The organism is Streptomyces sp. NBC_00158 (genome assembly GCF_045160885.1).
In the GTDB taxonomy this organism is placed as follows: Bacteria; Actinomycetota; Actinomycetes; order Streptomycetales; family Streptomycetaceae; genus Streptomyces.
Window position 1 is genome coordinate 926,291 of the sequence record NZ_CP108161.1, and the last position, 20,219, is coordinate 946,509.

A 20,219-nucleotide genomic window follows, 5' to 3' on the forward strand; every position below is an offset into this window, starting at 1 on the left:
GAGGGGTTGACGGACCGTGATCTATACCACGCGGGGGATAAGGAATAAGTACACGTGGGGCCGGGACCCCCCTCGGGTCCCGGCCCCACGCGTGTTCTCGTGCCGACGGCGGGTGCCGTCAGATGCTCACGCCCTTGGAGCGGAGGTAGCCGAGCGGGTCGATGTCGGAGCCGTAGGACGGGCCCGTGCGGATCTCGAAGTGGAGGTGCGGGCCGGTCACGTTGCCGGTCGCGCCGGAGAGGCCGATGGTCTGTCCGCCGGTGACGCTCTGGCCCGCGGAGACGGAGAGCGAGGAGAGGTGGCCGTACTGGGAGTACTTGCCGTCGGCGTGCTTGATGACGACCTGGTTGCCGTACGCGCCGCCCCAGCCTGCGGAAACCACGGTGCCCGCGCCGACGGCCCGGACGGTGGTGCCGGTGCTCGCGATGAAGTCGACGCCGGTGTGGTAGCCGGAGGACCACATGGCGCCGCTCACGCGGTACTGGGTGGAGACGCCGCCGGCGACGGGGGAGGTGAAACCGGCGGCGGTGGCGGGCGCGGCTGGCGCGGCGGCCTTCTCGCTCTTGGCGGCGGCGCCGGAGCCCTGGGCGGCCGCGCCGCCGGAGGTGCGGGAGGGCTTGCCGGCGGTGGTCTTGCCCGTGCCCTTGGGTGCCCGGGCCTTGTCGCCCAGGTCCTCGGAGCCGGACGGAGTACCGCTGGAGGATCCCTCGGCCGGGGCCGCAGGGGCCTTCGGGGCGGGGGCGGCGTCCCGGCCGCCGACGAGGGTCAGCTTCAGGCCGGGGTGGATGAGGGACGGGTCCTCGCCGACGGCCTCGTGGTTGTCGGCGTACAGCTGCTCCCAGCCGCCCTCGATGTGGCGCTCGGCGGCGATCTTGGAGAGGTAGTCGCCCGGCACGACGGTGTAGGAGGTCGGCGCGGCGGCGGGGGCCGCGGCGGCGGACCCGGCGGCCGGGGCCGCGGCGCGGAGGGCCCCCGGGGCCTGCGCGCCCTGCGCGGGGACGGACGCGGCCTGGGGGGCGGCCGGGGCGGCGTTGGCGCCGGCGGCCCCCATCAGGGGGAGCGCGAGGGCCGCTCCGCCGGTCCCGGCGACGGCGAAGCCGCGGGATATCGAACGGGACTTCGGACGGCGATGCTTACCCTTTCCGGGCATGGCGAATTCCTCTCCGGCGCCTGCGAGGTGAGCTGTCGGGTTCGGACTGGAGATGTCCGGCCGTACGTGCTGGGCACGGTTTCGGCTTCACCCCTAGCTGCGCCGGAGAAGATCCGGAACAGCGGCCTACCTGGTTCCCCCGCTCCTGCCGCGCGCGATGGTCGGGTGCGGTTCCCGGGCGGCGGCAGGATTAGGCGGTCCACCCGGATCGATCGCGAAGGTAATCGAGCGGGGCACCGGGCAACAAGCCGCGAATTCCCTGACGGATTCGCAGATATGGGGGATCAACGGAATTCCGGTCACCCTGCGTCCATTCCGCACCATCAACAACCGCCCCCACAAGGCAATTCGGATTCCGCGATCAGGCACGCACGGTCACCGTATGATCTGGCTCACGGGGCCCGGCCCGATCTCGCCTCCACATATGGCAAGTTGTTCCCAACCAGACCAATTCGGACACCACGGACCCACGCGGAGGAGTACACGTGACCCAGCAGATACCCCAGCCCCTTCCGGCCCGGCCCGAGCCCGGCGCGGAGCTGACCGGAGTGCGCAACTTCCGCGACGTGGGCGGCCTGCCGACCACGGACGGACGGAGGGTCAGGCCGGGACGACTGTTTCGAAGCGGACATCTGGCGCATGCCACCGAAACCGATGCAGAGTTCCTCGGCTCGCTGGGGCTGCACACCGTCTTCGACTTCCGCAACGGAGCGGACCAGGCCCTGGAGGGCCCGGACGTCGAACTGCCGGGCGTGCGCAACGTGAACATCCCGCTGACGGACCCGGCCGACGGCCGCGAGTTCTGGAAGATGGTCCGCGACGGCCGGCTGGAGCAGCTCCGCGGCCTCCTCGGCGAGGGCCGGGCCGCCGCCCGCATGACGGACTCGTACCGGACGATCATCCGCACCCGCACCGCCGAACACGGCCGCGTCGTGCACGCCCTCGCGCGGGACAGCGTGCCGGCGCTGATGCACTGCGCCGCCGGCAAGGACCGGGCCGGGCTGTCGGTCGCGGTGACCCTGCTCGCGCTGGGCGTGGAGCGCGAGGCGATCGTGGCGGACTACCTGGAGTCCAACGCCCCGCACAACCGCTACCGGGTGCGCCGGGGCAGCGACGAGCCCGAGTCCCGCTCCCCCGAGGTGATGGAGCTGCTGGCTCCGCTGTTCGACGCCCGGGCGGAGTACCTGTTCGCGGCCTTCGCCGTCATCGACGAGCAGTGGGGCGGGGTGGAGCCCTACCTCTCGGAGGGTCTCGCGCTCGCGCCCGAGTCGCTGGAGCGGCTGCGGGACCGGCTCCTGGAGGGCTGACCCGCGAGGGCTGCCCGGACGGCCGGAGGGGACCCGCCAGGGCCCCTCCGGCGCCGTCGCGCCCGCGCCTCAGCGGTTGCCGACCGCCTGTTTGACCAGGGTCCGGCCGAAGTCCCACATCAGCCCGCCCCCGCCGTGCGCCTCGTCCATGACCTCCTGGAAGGCCCCGAGGAACCGCTCCACGTCCGCCTCGTCGACGATCAGCGGCGGGATCAGCTTGATGACCTCCAGGTGGTCCCCGGAGACCTGCGTGAGGATCCGGTGCCGGCGCAGCAGAGGCACCACGACCATCTGGGCGAACAGGCCCTTGCGGGCCGCCTGGAGCATCGCCCACCGGCTGCGCAGCCCCAGGGAGGTGGGCCTGCCGAACTCGATGCCGATCATCAGTCCGCGTCCGCGCACCTCGTGCAGCAGCTCGTACCGGTCCACGAGCGCCGCCAGGCGCCCGCGCAGCAGGTCGCCCGTCGCCCGGGCGTTGGCCACCACCCGCTCGTCCTCCATGACGGACAGGACCGCCAGCCCGGCCGCCATCGCCTGGGCGTTGGAACCGAAACTGGCGGAGTGCACCAGCACCCGGTCCATGGACGAGTAGACCTTCTGGAAGATCCAGTCCTTGCCCAGGGTCGCGCCGACGGGCACGTACCCGCCGGAGAGGGCCTTGGCCACGCACACCAGGTCCGGTTCCACGCCCGGCTCGTGCTGGTACGCGTAGAAGTCCCCGGTCCGTCCGAGGCCGGTCTGCACCTCGTCGGCGATCAGGAGGGCCTTGTGCCGGTGCAGCAGCTCCTGCGCGGCCCGCAGGAACCCGGGCGGGGCGGCGTGCACCCCCTTGCCCTGGACCGGCTCGACCACGAAGGCGGCCACGTCCCCGCGCGCGAGTTCGCGTTCCAGGGCCGCGAGGTCCCCGAGGGCGATCTTCGTGTCGGGGAGCAGCGGGGCGAACCCGTCGCGGAAGCCGCCTTCACCGTTGACCGACAGGGAGCCGGTTGTCAGCCCGTGGAAGGCGTGGTCGCAGTAGAGGATCCTGGGCCGCCCGGTGGCGTACCGGGCGAATTTCAGGGCGGTCTCCACCGCCTCGGTTCCGCTGTTGCCGAAGAAGACGCGGTCGAGGTGCGGGCTGTAGGACAGCAGCTTCTCGGCCAGCAGTCCGGGCAGCGGCTGGCAGTCGAAGCGGGTCAGGTCGGCGAGCTGGGCGTCCAGGACGTCGTGCAGGGCCCGGCGGACGACCGGGTGGTGCCGGCCGAGGCCCATCACCCCGAACCCGGCCAGCATGTCGAGGTAGTCGTTGCCCTCGGAGTCCCAGAAGTGGGCACCCTCGGCGCGCTCGTATACCTTGTCGAAGCCGATGGTGTGCAGCATGCGGGGCAGCTGGTGGTTGAGGTGGCGGGCGTGCAGTTCGTAGCGCTCCCCGCCGCGCTCGGCGAGCAGCGCGGCGAGGTCGAAGCCCCGCCGCGCCCCCTGTCCGGCGGTCATGCCGACGCGTCCCGGTTGCTCGCCACGGTCTCCCGGGCGGCGCGCAGGGTCTCCTTGAGGGAGCCCATGGTGGCGAGGACGGCGGTGGGCTCGTAGCCGCAGTGCGCCATGCAGTTGGCGCAGCGCGGGTCCTTGCCCCGGCCGTACTTGCTCCAGTCGGTGTCCTCGATGAGTTCCCGGTACGTGGGCACGTAGCCGTCGCTCATCAGGTAGCAGGGGCGCTGCCAGCCGAAGAGCGAGTAATTGGGGATGGCCCAGGCCGTGCAGGGGAAATCGGCCTTTCCTTCGAGGAAGTCGAGGAAGAGCGGGGAGTGGTTGAGGCGCCAGCGGCGGCGGTTGCCGCCGGCGAAGGCCTTCTTGAAGAGTTCCCGGGTCTGTTCGACGCCGAGGAAGTGTTCCTGGTCGGGCGCCTTTTCGTAGGCATAGGCGGGAGAGATCATCATTTCGTCGACCTGGAGGTCGTCGTTGAGGAAGTTCAGTACCTCGATGATCGTCTGCGGGGTGTCGGTGTTGAAGAAGGTCGAGTTGGTGGTCACCCGGAATCCGCGGCGCTTCGCCTCCTTGATCGCGGCGACGGCCTCGTCGAATACGCCTTCCTTGGCCACGGATTCGTCGTGGCGTTCGCGCAGTCCGTCGATGTGGACGGCGAAGGCGAAGTAGGGGGAGGGCGTGAACTTCTCGATCTTCTTCCGGAGCAGCAGTGCGTTGGTGCAGAGGAAGACGTATTTCCGCCGGGCCACGAGCTGGCGCACGATCTCGTGGATCTGCGGGTGCATCAGCGGTTCGCCGCCCGCGATGGAGACCATGGGCGCGCCGGATTCCAGGACGGCGCCGACCGCCTGGGCGACGGGCATGCGCTGCTTGAGCACTCCGGCCGGGTGCTGGATCTTCCCGCAGCCCTCGCAGGCGAGGTTGCAGGCGTAGAGCGGTTCCAGCTCGACGATCAGCGGGAACTTCTCGCGCTTGCGGAGCTTCTGTTCGAGAAGATAGGTCCCGACCCTGATGGACTGTCGCAGGGGCATGGCCATCTGGATTCACCTCCTGGGAAGCAGCAACGAACGGTGCCATTCGTAAAACGCGGGCAGTACGGCACGTAGTACACGGAAGGCAGATATTCCACCTCGAACCGTGCCGATACGGACGAGCTCGTGCTCCGGAGCGTCCACGACCACCCGGACGGCCGCAACGGGGCGTCCCGGTGCCGCGGCGGTCCACAGGGTGGCCGCGGACTCCATGTCGACCGCGACGGCGCCGGTGGCGCGCAGCTGCGCGCGCTCCTGGCCGCGGACGACGTGGTCGGATCCGGTCAGTGCGCCGGTGTGCACGGTCCGGCCGGGTGCGGCGCGGGCCAGTGCCTCGGCGAGCAGGGCGGTGCCGGTGCAGGCGACGGCCCCTCGGGGGTCCCGGGTCTCCTCGGCGACGACCAGGTCCCCGGGGTGCATGCCGGGCACCAGGCCGGCGCAGAACCCGGTCGCGAGGACGGCCGCCCGGTGCATCCCGGGCCGTTCCAGGGCGCGGGCCACGGACCGGTCGGCGGCGCGCGGCCCCATGCCGGTGCGCAGGACCGTGCCGCCCCCTCCGGCCGCGCGGCCCGCGCTGCGCAGGGCCGCCTCCTCGATGCGCAGGGCGCAGGCGACCAGCAGCGGCGGCGGGGGGTCGGCCCCGGCGGGCCCGGCGGGCATCAGGACTCCCCCGCGGGCGGGGCGTTGCGCCGCTCCGGGCCGAACGGTTCTCCGTGGAGGTAGCGGCCGAGGGCGGTGAGCGGGAACACCTGCCGGTAGAGGTGGTAGTTGATGGAGAAGTCCCAGGGGAAGCCGGTCCCGGTGAAGTAAGGCTCCTCCCAGGTCCCGTCGGGCAGCTGGGTCTCCACGAGGTAGGCGAGGCCCCGTTCGACGGCCCGGCCGTCCCGCTCCCCCGCCGACAGCAGGGCCATCAGGGCCCAGGCGGTCTGCGAGGCGGTGGAAGCGCCCTTCCCGGCCCAGGAGCGGTCCTGGTAGGAGCGCTGGTCCTCGCCCCAGCCGCCGTCCTCGTTCTGGACGGACTCCAGCCAGCGCACGGCCCGCCGGACGGCGGGGTGCGAAGGTGCGATCCCGGCGGCGGTGAGGGCGGGCACCACCGAGCCCGTCCCGTACACGTAGTTGGTGCCCCAGCGGCCGAACCAGGCCCCCTCCGGCTCCTGTTCGGCCAGCAGCCAGGCGATGCCGCGGCGGGTGCGCGGGTCGGCGGCCCGGCCCTCGGCGGCGAGCATCTCCACCACGTGGGCGGTGACGTCCGCCGAGGGCGGGTCGATGACCTCGCCGAAGTCGCAGAAGGGGAGGCGGTTGGGGAAGGGGCTGGTGTTGTCGGCGTCGAAGGCGCCCCAGGCGCCGTTCTTCGACTGCATCCCGAGGTTCCAGGACACCCCGCGGGCGACGGCGGCCTCCACCCTGGCCGGCTCGGGGTGGCGGATCCTGCGCAGCGCCAGGACCACCTCGGCGGTGTCGTCGATGTCGGGGTAGTTGTCGTTGTGGAACTCGAACGCCCAGCCGCCGGGGGCGAGTCCGGGCCGGCGCACGGCCCAGTCCCCGGGGCGGCGGATCTCCTCGCCGAGCATCCAGTCGGCGGCCTTGACCAGGGCCGGGTGGTCGGGCGGCAGGCCGGCGTCGGCCAGGGCGATGGCCGCGAGGCAGGTGTCCCAGACCGGGGACTGGCAGGCCTCGACCATCCGGGCGCCGTCCTCGCGCCAGACGGCGAAGCGGTCGAGGGACTCCAGCCCGGCCCGCATCACCGGGTGCTCCAGGTCGTAGCCGAGCAGGTGGAGGGCGATCACGGAGTAGACGGCGGGGGGCTGGATCCCGCCCCAGCAGCCGTCGCTCTCCTGGCGTTCGATGATCCAGCGGCCGGCGGCGGCCATGGCCGCCTTCCGCAGCCGGCGCGGGGCGACGCGCCGGTAGAGGTGCAGGGCCTTGTCCATCCGCTGGAAGGCGCCGTCCCAACTGGCCAGCGGGGCAAGGGGTTTGACGGGGCTGGGGTCACGGGCGTCGGTGTGCAGCTCGTCGAGCGCGAAGGGGGCCGGGCGGACCGGCCGCAGCCCGGAGACCACGGTGAGCGGGACGATCGTCTGGCGGGCCCAGCAGCCGAAGTCGTAGATGTTCAGCGGCACCCAGGGCGGCAGGAACACCAGCTCGGGCGGCAGCTCCGGCAGGCGGTCCCAGCTCCACCAGCCGAACAGGGCCAGCCAGATCCGGGTGAAGACCCGGGCGGCGGCGATCCCGCCGTGGGCCCGGATCCAGGCCGAGGCGCGGGCCATGTGCGGGGCGTCGGGCGGGTCCCCGGCCAGCCGCAGGGCGACGTACGCCTCGATGGTGGCGGAGAGTTCGGGCGGTCCGCCGTGGAAGGTGGCCCAGGTGCCGTCGCCCTGCTGCTCCCCGCGGATGAACAGGGCTGCGGCCCGGGTGACGGTCTCGTCCCGGATGCCGAGGAACTGCCGCAGCAGCAGGTCCTCGGCGTCCATGGTGACGTTGGTCTCCAGGTCGCCCTTCCACCAGCCCGCCGGGTCCTGGCGGGCGAGCAGCTCGGCGGTCGCCCGGTCGGCGGCGTCCCGTACGCCCTTGCGCAGGCCGGGGGCGCCGCCGGACGGGCCGGCGGCAGCGGCGGCCGGGGCCGCCGTGCGGTGGTGTCGCGGATCCGCGCCGCCGGTGATCGCACCGCCGCCGTCGGTCGTCGCTGTCATGGCTTCCCCTTCGAACAGAGCTTCGGCTGTGCCCGGGTCTGCCGTCGGTCGGGGGTTGCCTAGGAAGGGCCCCCGTCCGGCGACTCGCGATTCATATCCACTTTCCGGCGGAGATCACCTCTTGCGCACGACGACGAAGTCGGCGAGGGCCACGAGCTGCTCCCGCACCCGCTGCGGCATGTCCACGTCGTCGAGCGCTCGAATGGCGATCGCGTGCTGGCGGCGCGCCTCGTCGGCGGTCCACTGGCGGCCGCCGGCGGCCTCGATCAGGGCGGCGCGGTGGGCGAACTCCTCCTCGGAGAAGTTCTCGAAGTCGTTGCTCTTGGCGTCGGCCGCGAGCAGCCGTCCGAGCTCCTCACATGCGGGGCCGCCCGCGGCGAGGGCCGCGACGACGGGCAGGGACTTCTTGCGCTGGCGCAGGTCGCTCCAGGTCTGCTTGCCCGTGGACTCGGGGTCGCCCCAGATGCCGAGGAGGTCGTCGACGGCCTGGAAGGCGAGGCCGAGGTGGTAGCCGTACTCCTCCAGCTTGTCGGCGGTGCGGTCGTCGGCGCCGCCGAGCACCGCGCCGATCGACACCGAGCACGCGAGCAGGGCTCCGGTCTTGTTCCCCTCCATCTCCAGGCACTCTTGAACGCTGACGCGCTCGCGGTGCTCGTAGGAGATGTCCTGGGCCTGGCCGTCGATGAGCTTGCGGCTGGCGGTGGTCAGGCGGCGGGTGGCCCGGCCGGCCTCCGCGGTGCCGAGTTCCAGCAGCACCTCGTTGGCGAGGGCGAACAGGGCGTCGCCGACGAGGATGGCGAGGGCGGGGCCGTGCACCTTCCACACCGTGTCGCGGTGGCGGCGCTGCTCGTCGCCGTCCATCAGGTCGTCGTGCAGCAGGGAGAAGTTGTGGACGAGCTCGACGGCGACGGCGCCGGGGATGCCGACCTCGGCGGCGGCGCCCGCCGCCTCGGCGGAGAGCAGCGCGAGGGCGGGGCGCACGGCCTTGCCGCCGTCGCCGTCCGCCGGGTTGCCCTGGGCGTCGATCCAGCCGAAGTGGTAGGCGGCGACCGTGTCCATGGGCGCCGCGAGCCGGCTCACCGCCGCGCGGAGCACGGGGGCCGACAGGTCGCGGCCGCGTTCGAGGAGGGCGAGGGTGTCGGACTTCTCCGCTCCCCCTCCGGCCGCGCCCGTGCCGGCATCCGTGTTCTCGACAGCCGGGTTCCCCGGGTTCACTGGCTCTCCTCTGGTTCCTGTACGTGCTGTGCCGGTGGTGCTGGTGGTAGTGGTGCTCATACCGCCTCCTGCAGGGGGTGTTCGCGGGGGCGGCCGAGAGCGGCCAGCGCGGCGTGCGCCGCGCCGAGGCCGCTGCGGACGGCGCTCTCCATGGTCGCGGGCCAGCCGGTGGCGGTCCACGCACCGGCGAGGTAGAGCCCCGGCGTGTCGGTGCGGGGGCCCGGGCGCAGCCGGCCGACGCCCGGGCTGGGGGCGAAGGTGGCGGTCCGCTCGCGGGTGACGAAGAAGTCCCGTACCTTCGCGCCGCGCGCGGCCGGCAGCAGCCGCTCCAGCTCGGGCAGGTACTTGGCGCGCAGGACGGAGACGGGCTCGTCGATGTCGTCCTGGGCGACCGACTGGGACAGGGCCAGGTACTGGCCGCCGTCGGTGAGTCCGGAGGCGTCGGTGCGGTCGAAGACCCACTGGACGGGGGTGCCCAGCGCGGCGAAGAAGGGCTGCTTGAGCACCTTGCGGTCGTAGACGACGTGGACGTTGAGGATGGGGGCGGTGCCGATGTCGAGGAGCTTGTCCGGGTCGGCCAGCGCTCCGGCGGGCAGCAGGCCGTGCGCCTCGCGCTGCGGTACGGCGAGGACGACGGTGCCCGCGTCGAGGGACTCGCCCTCGGTGTCGACCCGCCAGCCGCCGTCCTCGGTACGGGTGACCGCGGTGACCCGGGTGCGCAGTTCGGTGCGTACGCCGGCGGCGTCGAGGGCCTTGCGGGCGAGGGTGTCGTGGAGGTCGCCGAGCGGGACCCGGGCCCAGCCGATGTCGGCGGCGCCGTTCTCGGAGAGCAGGCCGGTCTTGAAGACCATGGCGGCCAGGCCGAGCGAGGAGTCGCCCGCGGTGGCGTTGAGGGTGGCGATGCCGACGAGGTCCCAGAGGGCGTCGACGGTGCGCGGGGACTGCCCGTAGCGGGCGAGCCAGGTGCCGAAGTCGAGGCCGTCGAGGGCCGGGTCGGCGGGGTCGAGGCGGCGCAGCGCGAGGGCGGCGCGGCCGACGCTCGCGCGCTCGGCGAGCGAGAGGTGCGGGTAGGTGGCCAGGGAGGCGGCCAGGTGCAGGGGTACGGGCAGCGCGCTGCGGCGCAGCCGTCCGAGGCGGGGGCCGCGGGGGTGGGCCACGTCGAGGACGGGTACGTCGAGCCGGTCCTGGAGCGGGGCGAGGGCCGCGCCGTCGACGCGGTCCAGGAACCACCGGTAGGCGGTGCAGCAGCGCAGGTAGACGTGCTGGCCGTTGTCGACGGTCAGGTCGCCGCGCTTGAAGGAGAAGGCGAGGCCGCCGAGCCGGGGGCGCCCTTCGAGGAGGGTGACCCGCAGTCCGGCGTCGGCGAGTTCCAGCGCGGCCGTGACTCCGGCGAGGCCGCCGCCGATGACGACGGCGCGTCGGTCGCTGACGCCGCTTGCGCTGCCGCTCATGAGGCCTCCCGGGTGGTACGCCGGCCCGCCCGGCCGGAGGGTGCTGCGAAGCCCGCAGGAACAGACGCGACCGCGACCGGAACGGTTGCCCGCGCGACCGCGTGCCGCGGGCGGGTGCCGGGCCCCGCCGTGCCCGCCGGGCCGTGGCCGGAGGCAGCCGCCGCGCGGGCGCGGACGGCGATGCCCTGGACCGCCGCGGACGGCGCCGGGGCGGGTGCCGCGTGCCGGCGGCTGCCGGCCGGTGCCGGGCGGGTGCCGCCGGGGTGGCGGGAGCCCGCCGCGCGGCCCCGGGACGGGGTGGGGGCGCCGGGAGGAGTGATCTGGCGGGCCGGCGCCGGGCGGGTGCCCGGGACGGGCGGCCTCAAGCCCGCCGCCGGATGCTCTGGCGGGAGACCGTGCGGGCGTCGAGGCCGGACAGGCCGCGCACGGCCACGTACGCCTTCTCGTGGGGCGGCAGCGAGACGCGGCCGCGCAGCACCGCCTCGGGTTCGCGCTCGATGCGGTCCAGCAGGCGCCGGTAGATGCCCGCCATGGCGGCCACGCAGGCGCCGCTGCGCCGGTCGAGCATCGGCAGCAGCCGGTAACCCTCGGTGAACAGGGCGCGGGCGCGCCGGACCTCGTGGTGCACCAGCCCGGCGAAGTCGGAGCCGGCCGGGGCGCGGCCGCCCTGGAAGCCCTCGGCACAGCCGAACTTGGCGAGGTCCTCGGCCGGCAGGTAGGTGCGGCCGTTGCCGGCGTCCTCGCGGACGTCGCGCAGGATGTTGGTGAGCTGGAGCGCCAGCCCGAGGGTGTCGGCGTACTCGTCGGCGCGGCCGGCCGGGCCGACCGTGCCGAACACGCCGAGCGAGAGCCGCCCGATGGCCCCGGCCACGCAGCGGCAGTAGACCTTGAGGTCGTCCCAGGTCTCGTACTCCTCGCCGCGGACGTCCATCAGGACGCCGTCGATGAGTTCGTCGAGGCCGCCGAGGGGGATCGGGAAGCGGCGCGCGGCGTGGGCGAGGGCGACGGCGACCGGGTCGGTGTCGTCCTCGTCGATCTCCTCGGCGCGGATCCGGCCGAGGAGGGCGCGGGTGTCCTCCAGCCGGGCGAGCTTGGCGTCGGGCGCGAGGGTGCCGTCGCCGATGTCGTCGACGCGCCGGGAGAAGGCGTACAGCGCGGACATCGCCTGCCGCTTGTCGGTGGGCAGCAGCCGGATGCCGTACGCGAAGTTGCGCGCCTGGGTGCCGGTGACGGCCTCGCAGTAGCTGTAGGCGGCGAGGACGTGCGCGGACGGTGCTGACGCGTGTGTGGGGCCCTCCACGTTCGGGCTCACCCCTTTCTCGGCGCTGTGCGCATGACGGCGGCCACCTCGCGGAGCAGGAGGCTCCGGGTGGGCTTGGGCGGGCCGGGCAGCACGTCGAAGCCGGCGGCGGAGATCGCCCGCAGGGCGGCCCGTCCCCCTCCCGCGAATCCCGCGAGGAGCAGCCGCAGCCGGCCGTGGACGCTGCCCACCAGCGGGAGGCCCTCGTCCAGCAGGTCGCGGGCGCGTCCGGCCTCGAAGGCGATCAGGGACCGCAGCGAGGCACCGGCGGACGGGACCCCGAGGTCGGCCTCGGAGACGTGGAAGCGGCGCATGTCCTCGGCCGGGAGGTAGATCCGGTCGCGGCCGAGGTCCTCGGCGACGTCCTGGAGGTGCTCGGCGAGCTGCAGGGCGGTGCAGACGGCGTCGGAGCGGCGGATCCGCTCGGGGGTGCTGGTGCCGGTGAGCTCCAGCACGAGGCGGCCGACGGTGTTGGCGGAGTACTCGCAGTAGTCCAGGAGTTCCGCGTAGGTCTCGTAGCGGGTCACCCGCTGGTCGCGGCGGTTGGCCTCGATGAGCCCGAGGAAGTGCTCGGCACTGAGCCCGTGGTCGCGCACGACGGGCTGGAGGGCCAGCAGCAGGGGGTGGCGCGGGGGGCCGTCGGTGCCGCCGTAGACGCGCAGCAGGTCGGCCTCGAAGGCGTCGAGCATCGCGGGCCGGTCGTCGGCCGCGGCGGGGTCGAGGCCGAGGAGGACGGCGTCGCGCCCGCCGGGGGCGAGGTCGCCGTCGCCGATGTCGTCGACGAGGCGGGCGTACCCGTAGACCGCCATGAGGCCCTCGCGCCAGGCGCGCGGGAGGAAGGCGGGGGCGACGGGGAAGTTCTCCGCCGCGGCCTTGCCGAGGGTGGCCCGCGCGTGGAGCGGGTCTGGGGTGCCTTCGCCGGCCGGCGGCGCGGTACGGATGCCGTGCCCGGGGGTCACCGCCCGCCGCCCGGGGCGGGGACGGCCGCTGTGCCTGGGGGCCGGAGAATTCCCGTAGCCATTGCCGTCACGTCTCCCGTTCTACACTGCCGACCCAAGTCATCCTATTTCGGACACGCCGCCGGACCTTACCCGGGGGTATCCCCACGGAGCCGGCTGCGGGGAATCGTCCACTCTTGGCGCGATTGAGAACTGGTCCAGCTTACGCTGTACAACGCTGGAGGGGCCTATCGGGTGCCCCCCGCGCCCCGGAATGTCGGCCGCCGTCCGGGATCTCCCGCTCCGCCCTCCGCGGTCCGCAGCCTTCGCTCCCGCCAGCCGCCCCCGCTCCCGCCCGCCGCCCCCCACGGCGAGGCCCCCGCCGCGGTGTGCGGCGGGGGCCTCGGGGCCGGGGCGGCGGCGGACCCTGGGGTCAGTGGCCGCTGGCCTTCTCGTACGCCGAGACCACTTCCTCGGTGGGCCCGTCCATCAGGAGCTCGCCCTTCTCCAGCCACAGCACCCGGTCGCAGGTGTCGCGGATGGACTTGTTGTTGTGGCTCACGAGGAAGACCGTGCCGGCCTTCTCCCGCAGCTCGCGGATGCGGTTCTCGGACCGCACCTGGAAGCTGCGGTCACCGGTGGCGAGCGCCTCGTCGATCATCAGGACGTCGTGGTCCTTGGCGGCGGCGATCGAGAAGCGCAGGCGCGCGGCCATGCCGGAGGAGTAGGTGCGCATCGGCAGGGAGATGAAGTCGCCCTTCTCGTTGATCCCCGAGAAGTCGACGATGTCCTGGTAGCGCTCCTTGATCTGCTCGCGGCTCATGCCCATCGCGAGACCACCGAGGACGACGTTGCGCTCGCCGGTGAGGTCGTTCATCAGGGCGGCGTTCACGCCGAGCAGCGAGGGCTGGCCGTCGGTGTAGACCTTGCCGGACTCGCAGGGCAGCAGGCCCGCGATGGCCCGCAGCAGGGTCGACTTGCCGGAGCCGTTGGAACCGATGAGGCCGATGGCCTCGCCGCGGTACGCCGTGAAGGAGACGCCGCGCACGGCGTGGACCCGGCGGACGCCCGGGGCGTCGCCCTTGCCCCGGCGGAGGATCTTGCTCAGCGCGGCGGTGGCGCTGCCCCTGCCGGAGCTGCCCGTGTTGACGCGGTAGACGATGTGCACCTCGTCCGCGATGACGGTGGGGACGCGCCCCTGGTTGTTGTCAGCCACGGCCGTAACGCTCCTCAGCCTTCCAGAAGTACACGAAGCCGCCGAGGCCGATCACGAGGGCCCAGCCGACCGCGAAGGCCCAGACGTGCGGCGGGAGGTTCTCCGGGCCGTAGCCGTCGATCATCGCGAAGCGGACCAGGTCCATGTAGATCGCGGCGGGGTTCCACTGGAGCACGTCCGCGATCCACGCGGGCCGGTCCTTCAGCATCTCGCTGATCGAGAACATGACGCCGGAGGCGTACATCCAGGTGCGGGTGAGGAAGGGCATCAGCTGCGCGAGGTCGGGGGTCTTGGACCCCATGCGCGCGAAGACCAGCGCGAGGCCGGTGTTGAAGACGAACTGCAGCACCAGCGTCGGGATCACCAGCAGCCACGACAGGCGCGGGTAGTTCCCGAAGGCCACGGCGACGACGATCACCACGATCATCGAGTACAGGAGCTGCTGGAGCTGCTGCATCGAGAAGGAGATCGGCAGGGAGGCTCGCGGGAAGTGCAGGGCGCGCACCAGACCGAGGTTGCCGGGGATCGCCCGGACACCGGCCATCAGCGAGCTCTGCGTGAAGGTGAAGACGAAGATGCCCATCACCAGGAAGGGGATGTAGACCCCCTTCTCCATGCCGCGGCCCGCGTTCAGGATGAGGCCGAAGATCAGGTAGTAGACCAGCGCGTTGAGCAGCGGGGTCGCCACCTGCCACACCTGACCGAGCTTGGCCTGGCTGTACTGCGCCACCAGCTTGGCCCGCGAGAAGGCCATGATGAAGTGGCGCCGACCCCAGAGCTGCCGCACGTATCCGCCCAGACTGGGCCGCGCGCCACTGACGGACAGGCCGTACTTCCTGGCCAGCTCCGCGGGGCTGAGCCCCGCGTCGTCGGACGGCGGCTTGCTCGTGGCGAGGGCGCCGTCGTGGGTTGTGTCACTCACAAGTTGGAACTTTCCGTCTACAAGATGCGGCAGAAGGGGCCTCGGGAGCTGGAACGCCGGACCCGTGATGGGCCCATGGTCCCAGACCCGAGCTTGTCAGATGACGGGCGGGCGGCCCAGCCGCGTCAGCCGCCAGACCGTGCGCCACCTCATCGGACGCCGGGGACCACACGGGGTGGTCCAGCCCTCCTTGAACCCGCTGAACCAGGCCTTGAGCGCGGGCGCCGAGGGCCTGCGCACGAGCGTCAGCGCGAGCCAGACGCCGAGGTAGACCGGGACCAGCGGGGCGGGCAGGTTGCGGCGGGCGAGCCAGACCCGGTTACGGGCCACCATACGGTGGTACACCGCGTGCCGGGAGGGAGCGGTCGCCGGGTGCAGCAGCACCATGTCCGCCCGGTAGTCGATCAGCCACCCGGCGTCGAGCGCCCGCCAGGCCAGGTCGGTCTCCTCGTGGGCGTAGAAGAACTCGCCGGGGAGGGTGCCGACCTGCTCGAACACCTTCGTGCGGACGGCGTTGGCGCCGCCCAGGAAGGTGGTCACGCGGGAGGAGCGCATCGGGTCCGAGGCGCGCAGCCGGGGTACGTGGCGGCGCTGGGTGGTGCCGGTCTCGGGGTCGGCGATGCGGAAGCTGACGATCCCGAGCTTCGGGTCCTCGGCGAAGGCCTGCCGGCACAGCTCGGCGGTGTCGGTGCGCTCCAGCAGCCCGTCGTCGTCGAGGAAGAGCAGGGCGTCGACGTCGGTGCCGCCGGGCCCGAAGGCCTCGATGCCGACGTTGCGGCCGCCGGGGATGCCCAGGTTCTCCGGGAGGGAGACGGTGCGCACGCCCTCCGGGAGCCCGGTGACCTCGACGCCCTGGCCGACGACGACCACCTCGACGGGGTCGCCCTCCTGCCGGGCGACCGAGTCGAGGAGCGCCTTCAGCTCGTCGGGGCGGTTGCCCATGGTGATGATGACGGCGCCCAGCCGCATCGGGGCGGTCACTTGAGCCTGCTGGAGGCCAGGACCGAGACCAGGTGCAGCAGGGTCTGGAGCAGCGCGATGCCGGCGAGAACGGCGACGCCGAGGCGGGAGAAGAACAGGTCGCCCCGGATCTGGTCGGCGATGGCCAGGACCAGGATCAGCAGGGAGGCCTCGATGCCGAGGATCAGCCGGTGGAACTTGAGCGCGGCGGCGGCCCGGCGGGCGAGGGCCATGCCGGAGGAGCGGGGCTCGGCGGCGGACTCCTGGACCACGGGCTTGCCCGCCTGGTGCCGGGCGACGCCGACCAGGTCGGTCTCGGCCTTGATCAGGATCGCGCCGAGGGCGGCGAGGGTGCCCAGGAAGGCCCACAGCCAGTCGATCCGCCCGCTGCCCCACAGGTCGGCGGCGCGCAGGCCGAAGCCGACGAGGACGGCCGCGTCGCACAGGTAGGCGCCGACCCGGTCCAGGTAGACCCCGGAGAGCGAGTACTGCTTCTTCCAGCGGGCGACCTCGCCGTCGACGCAGTCGAGCAGCAGGTACAGCTGGACCGCGACCACGCCGAGGGCGGCGCCGAGCACGCCGGGCACCAGCAGGGCCGGGGCGGCGAGCACGCCGGCGAGGGTCATCACGTACGTCAGCTGGTTGGGCGTGACCTTGGTGGTGACCAGGAGCCTGGTGATGCGCAGGGACACCTCGCGCATGTACAGGCGACCGCCCCAGTGCTCGCCACTGCGCCGGTCCTTGACGCCCGGCGGGTGAACGACGGGCCGGAGTTCAGCTACGGATGGTCTGGGCATAGTCGGCGTAAGCGTCCCTGATCTCGGCTGCGGACAGGTTGAGGTGCTCCAGGATCGTGAAGCGTCCCGGGCGGGTCTGGGGGGCGTACTCGACGGCCGCGACGAACTCGTCCACGCTGAACCCGATCTCCTCGGGCAGGACGGGCAGTCCGTGGCGGCGCAGCACCTCGGTGAACAGGCCGGCCTGGTCGGCGGCCCCGCGCAGGTGCATGGCGAAGGCGGCGCCGATGCCGACCTGCTCGCCGTGGAGCGCGGAGCGCCCGGGGTAGAGCAGGTCGAAGGCGTGGCTGATCTCGTGGCAGGCGCCGGAGGAGGGGCGGCTGTCCCCGCTGATCGACATGGCGATGCCGGAGAGCACGAGGGCCTCGGAGAGCACGGTGAGGAACTCGTCGTCGCCGCATCCGCCGGGGTGGCGCAGCACCGACTCGCCGGCGGTACGGGCCATGGCGGCGGCGAGGCCGTCCACGGACTCGCCGGTGATCGTGTGCGAGAGCTCCCAGTCGGCGATGGCCGAGATGTTGGAGATCGCGTCACCGACCCCGGCCCGGATGAACCGGGTGGGGGCCTCGCGGATCACGTCGAGGTCGATGACCATCGCGATCGGGGTGGGGACGCCGTAGGAGCCCCGGCCGTTGTCGTTGTCCAGGATGGACACCGGGGAGCAGATGCCGTCGTGGGAGAGGTTGGTGGCGACGGCCACCATGGGCAGGCCGACCCGCGCCGCGGCGTACTTCGCCACGTCGATGATCTTCCCTCCGCCCAGCCCCACGACGGCGTCGTAGCGGCGGCCCTTTATGTCGTCGGCGAGCTTGACCGCCGAGTCGATGGTGCCGTCGACGACCGGGTACCAGTCGGCGAGCGGCAGGGCCGGCTCCAGACGGGCGCGCAGCGCCTGTCCGGAGCCCCCGCTGATCGCGATCGCGAGCCGCCCGGACGCGGAGATCCGCTGGTCGGCGAGGATGCCGTCCAGCTGGTCCATCGCCCCGCGGCTGATGTCGACGACGACCGGCGAGGGGATCAGCCGCGTCAGTACTGGCATGCGATCGTCCGGCCCTTGGCGAGGTCGTCGTGGTTGTCGATCTCGACCCACTTGACGTCACCGATGGGGGCGACGTCGATGGTGAAGCCGTCGTTGACGAGCTGCTGGTAGCCGTCCTCGTAGTAGAGGTCGGGGTCGCGCTCGAAGGTGGTCTTCAGGGCCTCGGCGAGCTGCTCGGCGGCCTCGGGCTCGATGAGGGTGACGCCGATGTACTCGCCGGTCGCGTCGGCGGGCTCCATCAGCTTGGTGATCTTCCGCACGCCCTCGTCGCCGTCCACGACGACCTTCATCTCCTCGTCGGCCAGGTTCTTGACCGTGTCGAGGGCGAGGATGATCTTCTGGCCGTTGCCGCGGGCGGCGAGCAGGGTCTTCTCGACGGAGACCGGGTGGACGGTGTCGCCGTTGGCGAGGATCACGCCCTGCTTGAGGACGTCACGCGCGCACCACAGGGAGTAGGCGTTGTTCCACTCCTCGGCCTTGTCGTTGTCGATCAGCGTGATCTTGACGCCGTACTTGGCCTCCAGGGCCTCCCGGCGCTCGTAGACGGCTTCCTTGCGGTAGCCGACGACGATCGCGACCTCGGTCAGGCCGACCTCGGCGAAGTTGCCCAGGGTCAGGTCCAGGACGGTGAGGCTGTCCTCCCGGCCCTCGGGGCCGACGGGCACGAGGGCCTTGGGCAGGGTGTCGGTGTAGGGACGCAGGCGGCGTCCGGCACCGGCAGCGAGGACAAGGCCGATCATGCTGGTTCTCCTTCGTCATGTACGGCGGGTGCCCCGGAGGAGACCCAGAAGCGGATGCTCTCCACGAGCACCACGATTGCCACGAACACGGCCATGGCCGTGAGCGCGACGGGGAACGCGTCACGGGCGAGGACGGCGGCGAGGACCACGGCCAGCAGGACCCTGCCCTCGTGACCGCCGGTCGTCCGCACCAGCCAGTGCGGAGGAGCGCCCGAGCCACCGCGGATGCGGTAGACGGTGTCGTAGTGATGGTAGGCGACCGCCGCGACCAGTCCGAATGCGGCCGGAAGGGCCCCGGGGACGTCCGCCTTGGCGGCGAGCGCGAGGACCGTGACGTACTCGCCGAACCGGAAGAACGGCGGGATCAGCCAGTCGAGGGGGCCCTTGAGGGGCGCGGACACCGCCGCGCCGGCGAAGAGCACGTAGCCGGCGGCGGTCCCGATCAGCCAGGGGTCCCCGAAGTCCCGGGTGACCGCGGCGCCGGCCATCAGCAGCGAGACGGCCAGGGCCAGCCAGGGCGCGGCGCGGTCCGGCCGCTTCGTGGGCCGGGGGTAGCCGGTCCAGGCCAGGACGCCCGAGTCGGCTAGGTCCGCGAGGGCCCGGGCGGCCCGGTCGGTCCTCTTCGCCTTGCGGGTCACCGAGCGCAGGACGCGGCCGGCGGTGGTGTACAGCGCGCCGAAGGCGCAGCCGACGAGCAGGGCGTAGAAGACGACCCGGGGGCTGGTGGCGGCGGTCAGCACCGCGATCATGGCCCAGCGCTCGCCGATCGGAAGGATGATCATCCGCCGGACCCAGACGGTCCAGCCGACGCTGTCGAGCCTGCCCGAGAGGGCCGCCGTCGGACTGGTGTTCGCGGTGGCGTCGTGGTTGGCCTCGTTGAAGGAGAAGTCCACCACGTGCCGGCAGGTCATGAGGATCATCGAGCCGAGCGCGAGGGCCCAGACGTCGTCGCCGTTCCGGGCCGCGCCGAGCGCGAGGCCCGCGTAGAAGGCGTACTCCTTCGCGCGGTCGAAGGTCGCGTCGAGCCAGGCGCCCATCGTCGAGTACTGGAGCGAGTAGCGGGCGAGCTGCCCGTCGGTGCAGTCCAGGACGAAGGAGACGAGCAGCAGCACGCCGGCGGTGACGTAGCCCCAGCGCTCCCCCGTGGCGGCGCAGCCCGCCGCGATCAGCGCGGTGATCAGCGAGGCGGTGGTGACCTGGTTCGGGGTCAGGCCGCGGCGCGCGCACCAGCGGGCGATGTAGCGCGAGTACGGGCTGATGAAGAAGGTGGTGAAGAAGCCGTCGCGGGACTTCACCGCGGTCCGCAGGCGTACGGCCTCGTCGTCCACGGCTGCCACGGCCGCGAGGGCCTCGGTGCGCTCGGCCTCCCCGGCCGGCACGGCCGCGACCAGGCTGCCCAGCTCGGGCCGCTGGACGGTGGTCCCGGCGGCCTCCACGGCGGCGGCGAGCCGGTCCGGGTACGGTCCGGCGCCCGCCGGGGCCAGCTCGGCGGCCTTGTCGAGGGCCGCGCGGGCCCCCGCCTGGACGGCGAGGGCGCCGGTCACGGCGCAGGCGTCGAAGCGCGGGTCGGTCAGCGCGAGGCGCAGTGCGTGCGGATGCCCGACGAAGGCGCTGTCGACGACGGCCACCCGCTCCTGGGCCGGGACCCCGGCGAGGGCGGTGGCGGTGTCTTCGGGACCGGCGGCCGGGCGGACGTCGAACCCGAGCGACCGGAGCTCGTCCTGGAGCGGTGATCCGGGTACCGGCGGGCCGGTGAGGATGACGGTCGGCAGACGAACTCACTCCTTGCGACGGACATTCCCGACGGCCGGGCGCCCCGGTGGGGGCGGCGGCAGCACGTCGGCAGGGCTGTCGGCAGAGGCTATCGGATGATTGGAAGGCCTCATTCACCAGCTGTTCAGGACGAAACGGGGCCGTTCGGACCCGGATGTTAGGGTTGACGGCGGCGCACACGGGTCACGTGGTGCGCGAAGGTGGGCCGAGCCGGCTCGAAGCGGGA

At 72.8% G+C, this 20,219-nt stretch carries 17 protein-coding genes and 1 riboswitch; of the genes, 1 reads left to right on the top strand and 16 read right to left on the bottom strand.

The window, feature by feature from the left end; all coding sequences use genetic code 11:
- Nucleotides 1-118: 118 nt before the first annotated feature.
- Complete coding sequence (locus OG553_RS04195) at nt 119-1,150, bottom strand: LysM peptidoglycan-binding domain-containing M23 family metallopeptidase (RefSeq protein WP_405977657.1); 1,032 nt, start codon at nt 1,148-1,150, stop codon at nt 119-121.
- A 4-nt stretch (nt 1,151-1,154) separates the two neighbouring features.
- A riboswitch (cyclic di-AMP (ydaO/yuaA leader) is annotated at nt 1,155-1,357 on the bottom strand.
- A gap of 278 nt (nt 1,358-1,635) precedes the next feature.
- Between OG553_RS04195 and OG553_RS04200 the strand changes: the two genes are divergently transcribed.
- Nucleotides 1,636-2,457, top strand: coding sequence for a tyrosine-protein phosphatase (locus OG553_RS04200; RefSeq protein ID WP_405977658.1), 822 nt, complete (start codon nt 1,636-1,638; stop codon nt 2,455-2,457).
- A 69-nt stretch (nt 2,458-2,526) separates the two neighbouring features.
- Here OG553_RS04200 and OG553_RS04205 read toward each other — a convergent pair whose 3' ends face one another.
- The 15 genes from OG553_RS04205 to OG553_RS04275 form a co-directional block, all read right to left on the bottom strand.
- Complete coding sequence (locus OG553_RS04205) at nt 2,527-3,930, bottom strand: aspartate aminotransferase family protein (protein ID WP_405977659.1); 1,404 nt, start codon at nt 3,928-3,930, stop codon at nt 2,527-2,529.
- On the bottom strand, nt 3,927-4,958 hold the full coding sequence (hpnH, locus tag OG553_RS04210; protein ID WP_405977660.1) for an adenosyl-hopene transferase HpnH: 1,032 nt from the start codon (nt 4,956-4,958) through the stop codon (nt 3,927-3,929). The genes OG553_RS04205 and hpnH overlap by 4 nt, the downstream gene beginning before the upstream one ends.
- 6 nt (nt 4,959-4,964) lie before the next feature.
- A complete protein-coding gene (locus OG553_RS04215; protein WP_405977661.1) occupies nt 4,965-5,612 on the bottom strand; it encodes a 1-hydroxy-2-methyl-2-butenyl 4-diphosphate reductase in 648 nt (215 codons plus the stop codon).
- On the bottom strand, nt 5,612-7,642 hold the full coding sequence (gene shc / locus OG553_RS04220) for a squalene--hopene cyclase (protein WP_405977662.1): 2,031 nt from the start codon (nt 7,640-7,642) through the stop codon (nt 5,612-5,614). The genes OG553_RS04215 and shc overlap by 1 nt, the downstream gene beginning before the upstream one ends.
- A gap of 114 nt (nt 7,643-7,756) precedes the next feature.
- Complete coding sequence (locus OG553_RS04225) at nt 7,757-8,857, bottom strand: polyprenyl synthetase family protein (RefSeq protein ID WP_405977663.1); 1,101 nt, start codon at nt 8,855-8,857, stop codon at nt 7,757-7,759.
- A gap of 56 nt (nt 8,858-8,913) precedes the next feature.
- On the bottom strand, nt 8,914-10,308 hold the full coding sequence (hpnE, locus tag OG553_RS04230) for a hydroxysqualene dehydroxylase HpnE (RefSeq protein ID WP_405977664.1): 1,395 nt from the start codon (nt 10,306-10,308) through the stop codon (nt 8,914-8,916).
- Nucleotides 10,309-10,669: 361 nt separating this feature from the next.
- Nucleotides 10,670-11,620 carry a presqualene diphosphate synthase HpnD gene (hpnD, locus tag OG553_RS04235; RefSeq protein WP_405977665.1) on the bottom strand — a complete coding sequence of 317 codons (951 nt, stop codon included), beginning with the start codon at nt 11,618-11,620 and terminating at the stop codon, nt 10,670-10,672.
- Nucleotides 11,617-12,549, bottom strand: a complete 933-nt coding sequence (gene hpnC, locus OG553_RS04240; protein ID WP_405982952.1) for a squalene synthase HpnC — start codon at nt 12,547-12,549, stop codon at nt 11,617-11,619. Before hpnC ends, hpnD begins: the two co-directional genes overlap by 4 nt.
- Nucleotides 12,550-12,979: 430 nt before the next feature.
- Nucleotides 12,980-13,762, bottom strand: a complete 783-nt coding sequence (locus OG553_RS04245; RefSeq protein ID WP_405977666.1) for an ABC transporter ATP-binding protein — start codon at nt 13,760-13,762, stop codon at nt 12,980-12,982.
- Nucleotides 13,755-14,684: an ABC transporter permease gene (locus OG553_RS04250; RefSeq protein ID WP_405977667.1), complete on the bottom strand. Its 930-nt coding sequence runs from the start codon at nt 14,682-14,684 to the stop codon at nt 13,755-13,757. Before OG553_RS04250 ends, OG553_RS04245 begins: the two co-directional genes overlap by 8 nt.
- 96 nt (nt 14,685-14,780) lie before the next feature.
- Entirely contained in the window at nt 14,781-15,653 is an 873-nt protein-coding gene (locus tag OG553_RS04255; RefSeq protein ID WP_405982953.1) for a glycosyltransferase family 2 protein, read from the bottom strand.
- Nucleotides 15,654-15,661: 8 nt separating this feature from the next.
- Complete coding sequence (locus OG553_RS04260; RefSeq protein ID WP_405977668.1) at nt 15,662-16,441, bottom strand: CDP-alcohol phosphatidyltransferase family protein; 780 nt, start codon at nt 16,439-16,441, stop codon at nt 15,662-15,664.
- Nucleotides 16,419-17,480 carry an iron-containing alcohol dehydrogenase family protein gene (locus OG553_RS04265; RefSeq protein ID WP_405977669.1) on the bottom strand — a complete coding sequence of 354 codons (1,062 nt, stop codon included), beginning with the start codon at nt 17,478-17,480 and terminating at the stop codon, nt 16,419-16,421. The genes OG553_RS04260 and OG553_RS04265 overlap by 23 nt, the downstream gene beginning before the upstream one ends.
- A complete protein-coding gene (locus OG553_RS04270) occupies nt 17,468-18,220 on the bottom strand; it encodes a sugar phosphate nucleotidyltransferase (RefSeq protein WP_405977670.1) in 753 nt (250 codons plus the stop codon). Before OG553_RS04270 ends, OG553_RS04265 begins: the two co-directional genes overlap by 13 nt.
- Complete coding sequence (locus OG553_RS04275; protein WP_405982954.1) at nt 18,217-19,992, bottom strand: DUF5941 domain-containing protein; 1,776 nt, start codon at nt 19,990-19,992, stop codon at nt 18,217-18,219. Before OG553_RS04275 ends, OG553_RS04270 begins: the two co-directional genes overlap by 4 nt.
- Between the last annotated feature and the right edge of the window lie 227 nt (nt 19,993-20,219).

Excerpts from the sequence above, each read along its gene's own strand:
- OG553_RS04195 (WP_405977657.1), bottom strand. The coding sequence starts at position 1,150 with ATGCCCGGAAAGGGTAAGCATCGCCGTCCGAAGTCCCGTTCGATATCC.
- OG553_RS04205 (WP_405977659.1), bottom strand. The coding sequence starts at position 3,930 with ATGACCGCCGGACAGGGGGCGCGGCGGGGCTTCGACCTCGCCGCGCTG.
- hpnH (WP_405977660.1), bottom strand. The coding sequence starts at position 4,958 with ATGGCCATGCCCCTGCGACAGTCCATCAGGGTCGGGACCTATCTTCTC.
- OG553_RS04215 (WP_405977661.1), bottom strand. The coding sequence starts at position 5,612 with ATGCCCGCCGGGCCCGCCGGGGCCGACCCCCCGCCGCCGCTGCTGGTC.
- shc (WP_405977662.1), bottom strand. The coding sequence starts at position 7,642 with ATGACAGCGACGACCGACGGCGGCGGTGCGATCACCGGCGGCGCGGAT.
- hpnE (WP_405977664.1), bottom strand. The coding sequence starts at position 10,308 with ATGAGCGGCAGCGCAAGCGGCGTCAGCGACCGACGCGCCGTCGTCATC.
- OG553_RS04255 (WP_405982953.1), bottom strand. The coding sequence starts at position 15,653 with ATGCGGCTGGGCGCCGTCATCATCACCATGGGCAACCGCCCCGACGAG.
- OG553_RS04260 (WP_405977668.1), bottom strand. The coding sequence starts at position 16,441 with ATGCCCAGACCATCCGTAGCTGAACTCCGGCCCGTCGTTCACCCGCCG.
- OG553_RS04265 (WP_405977669.1), bottom strand. The coding sequence starts at position 17,480 with ATGCCAGTACTGACGCGGCTGATCCCCTCGCCGGTCGTCGTCGACATC.
- OG553_RS04270 (WP_405977670.1), bottom strand. The coding sequence starts at position 18,220 with ATGATCGGCCTTGTCCTCGCTGCCGGTGCCGGACGCCGCCTGCGTCCC.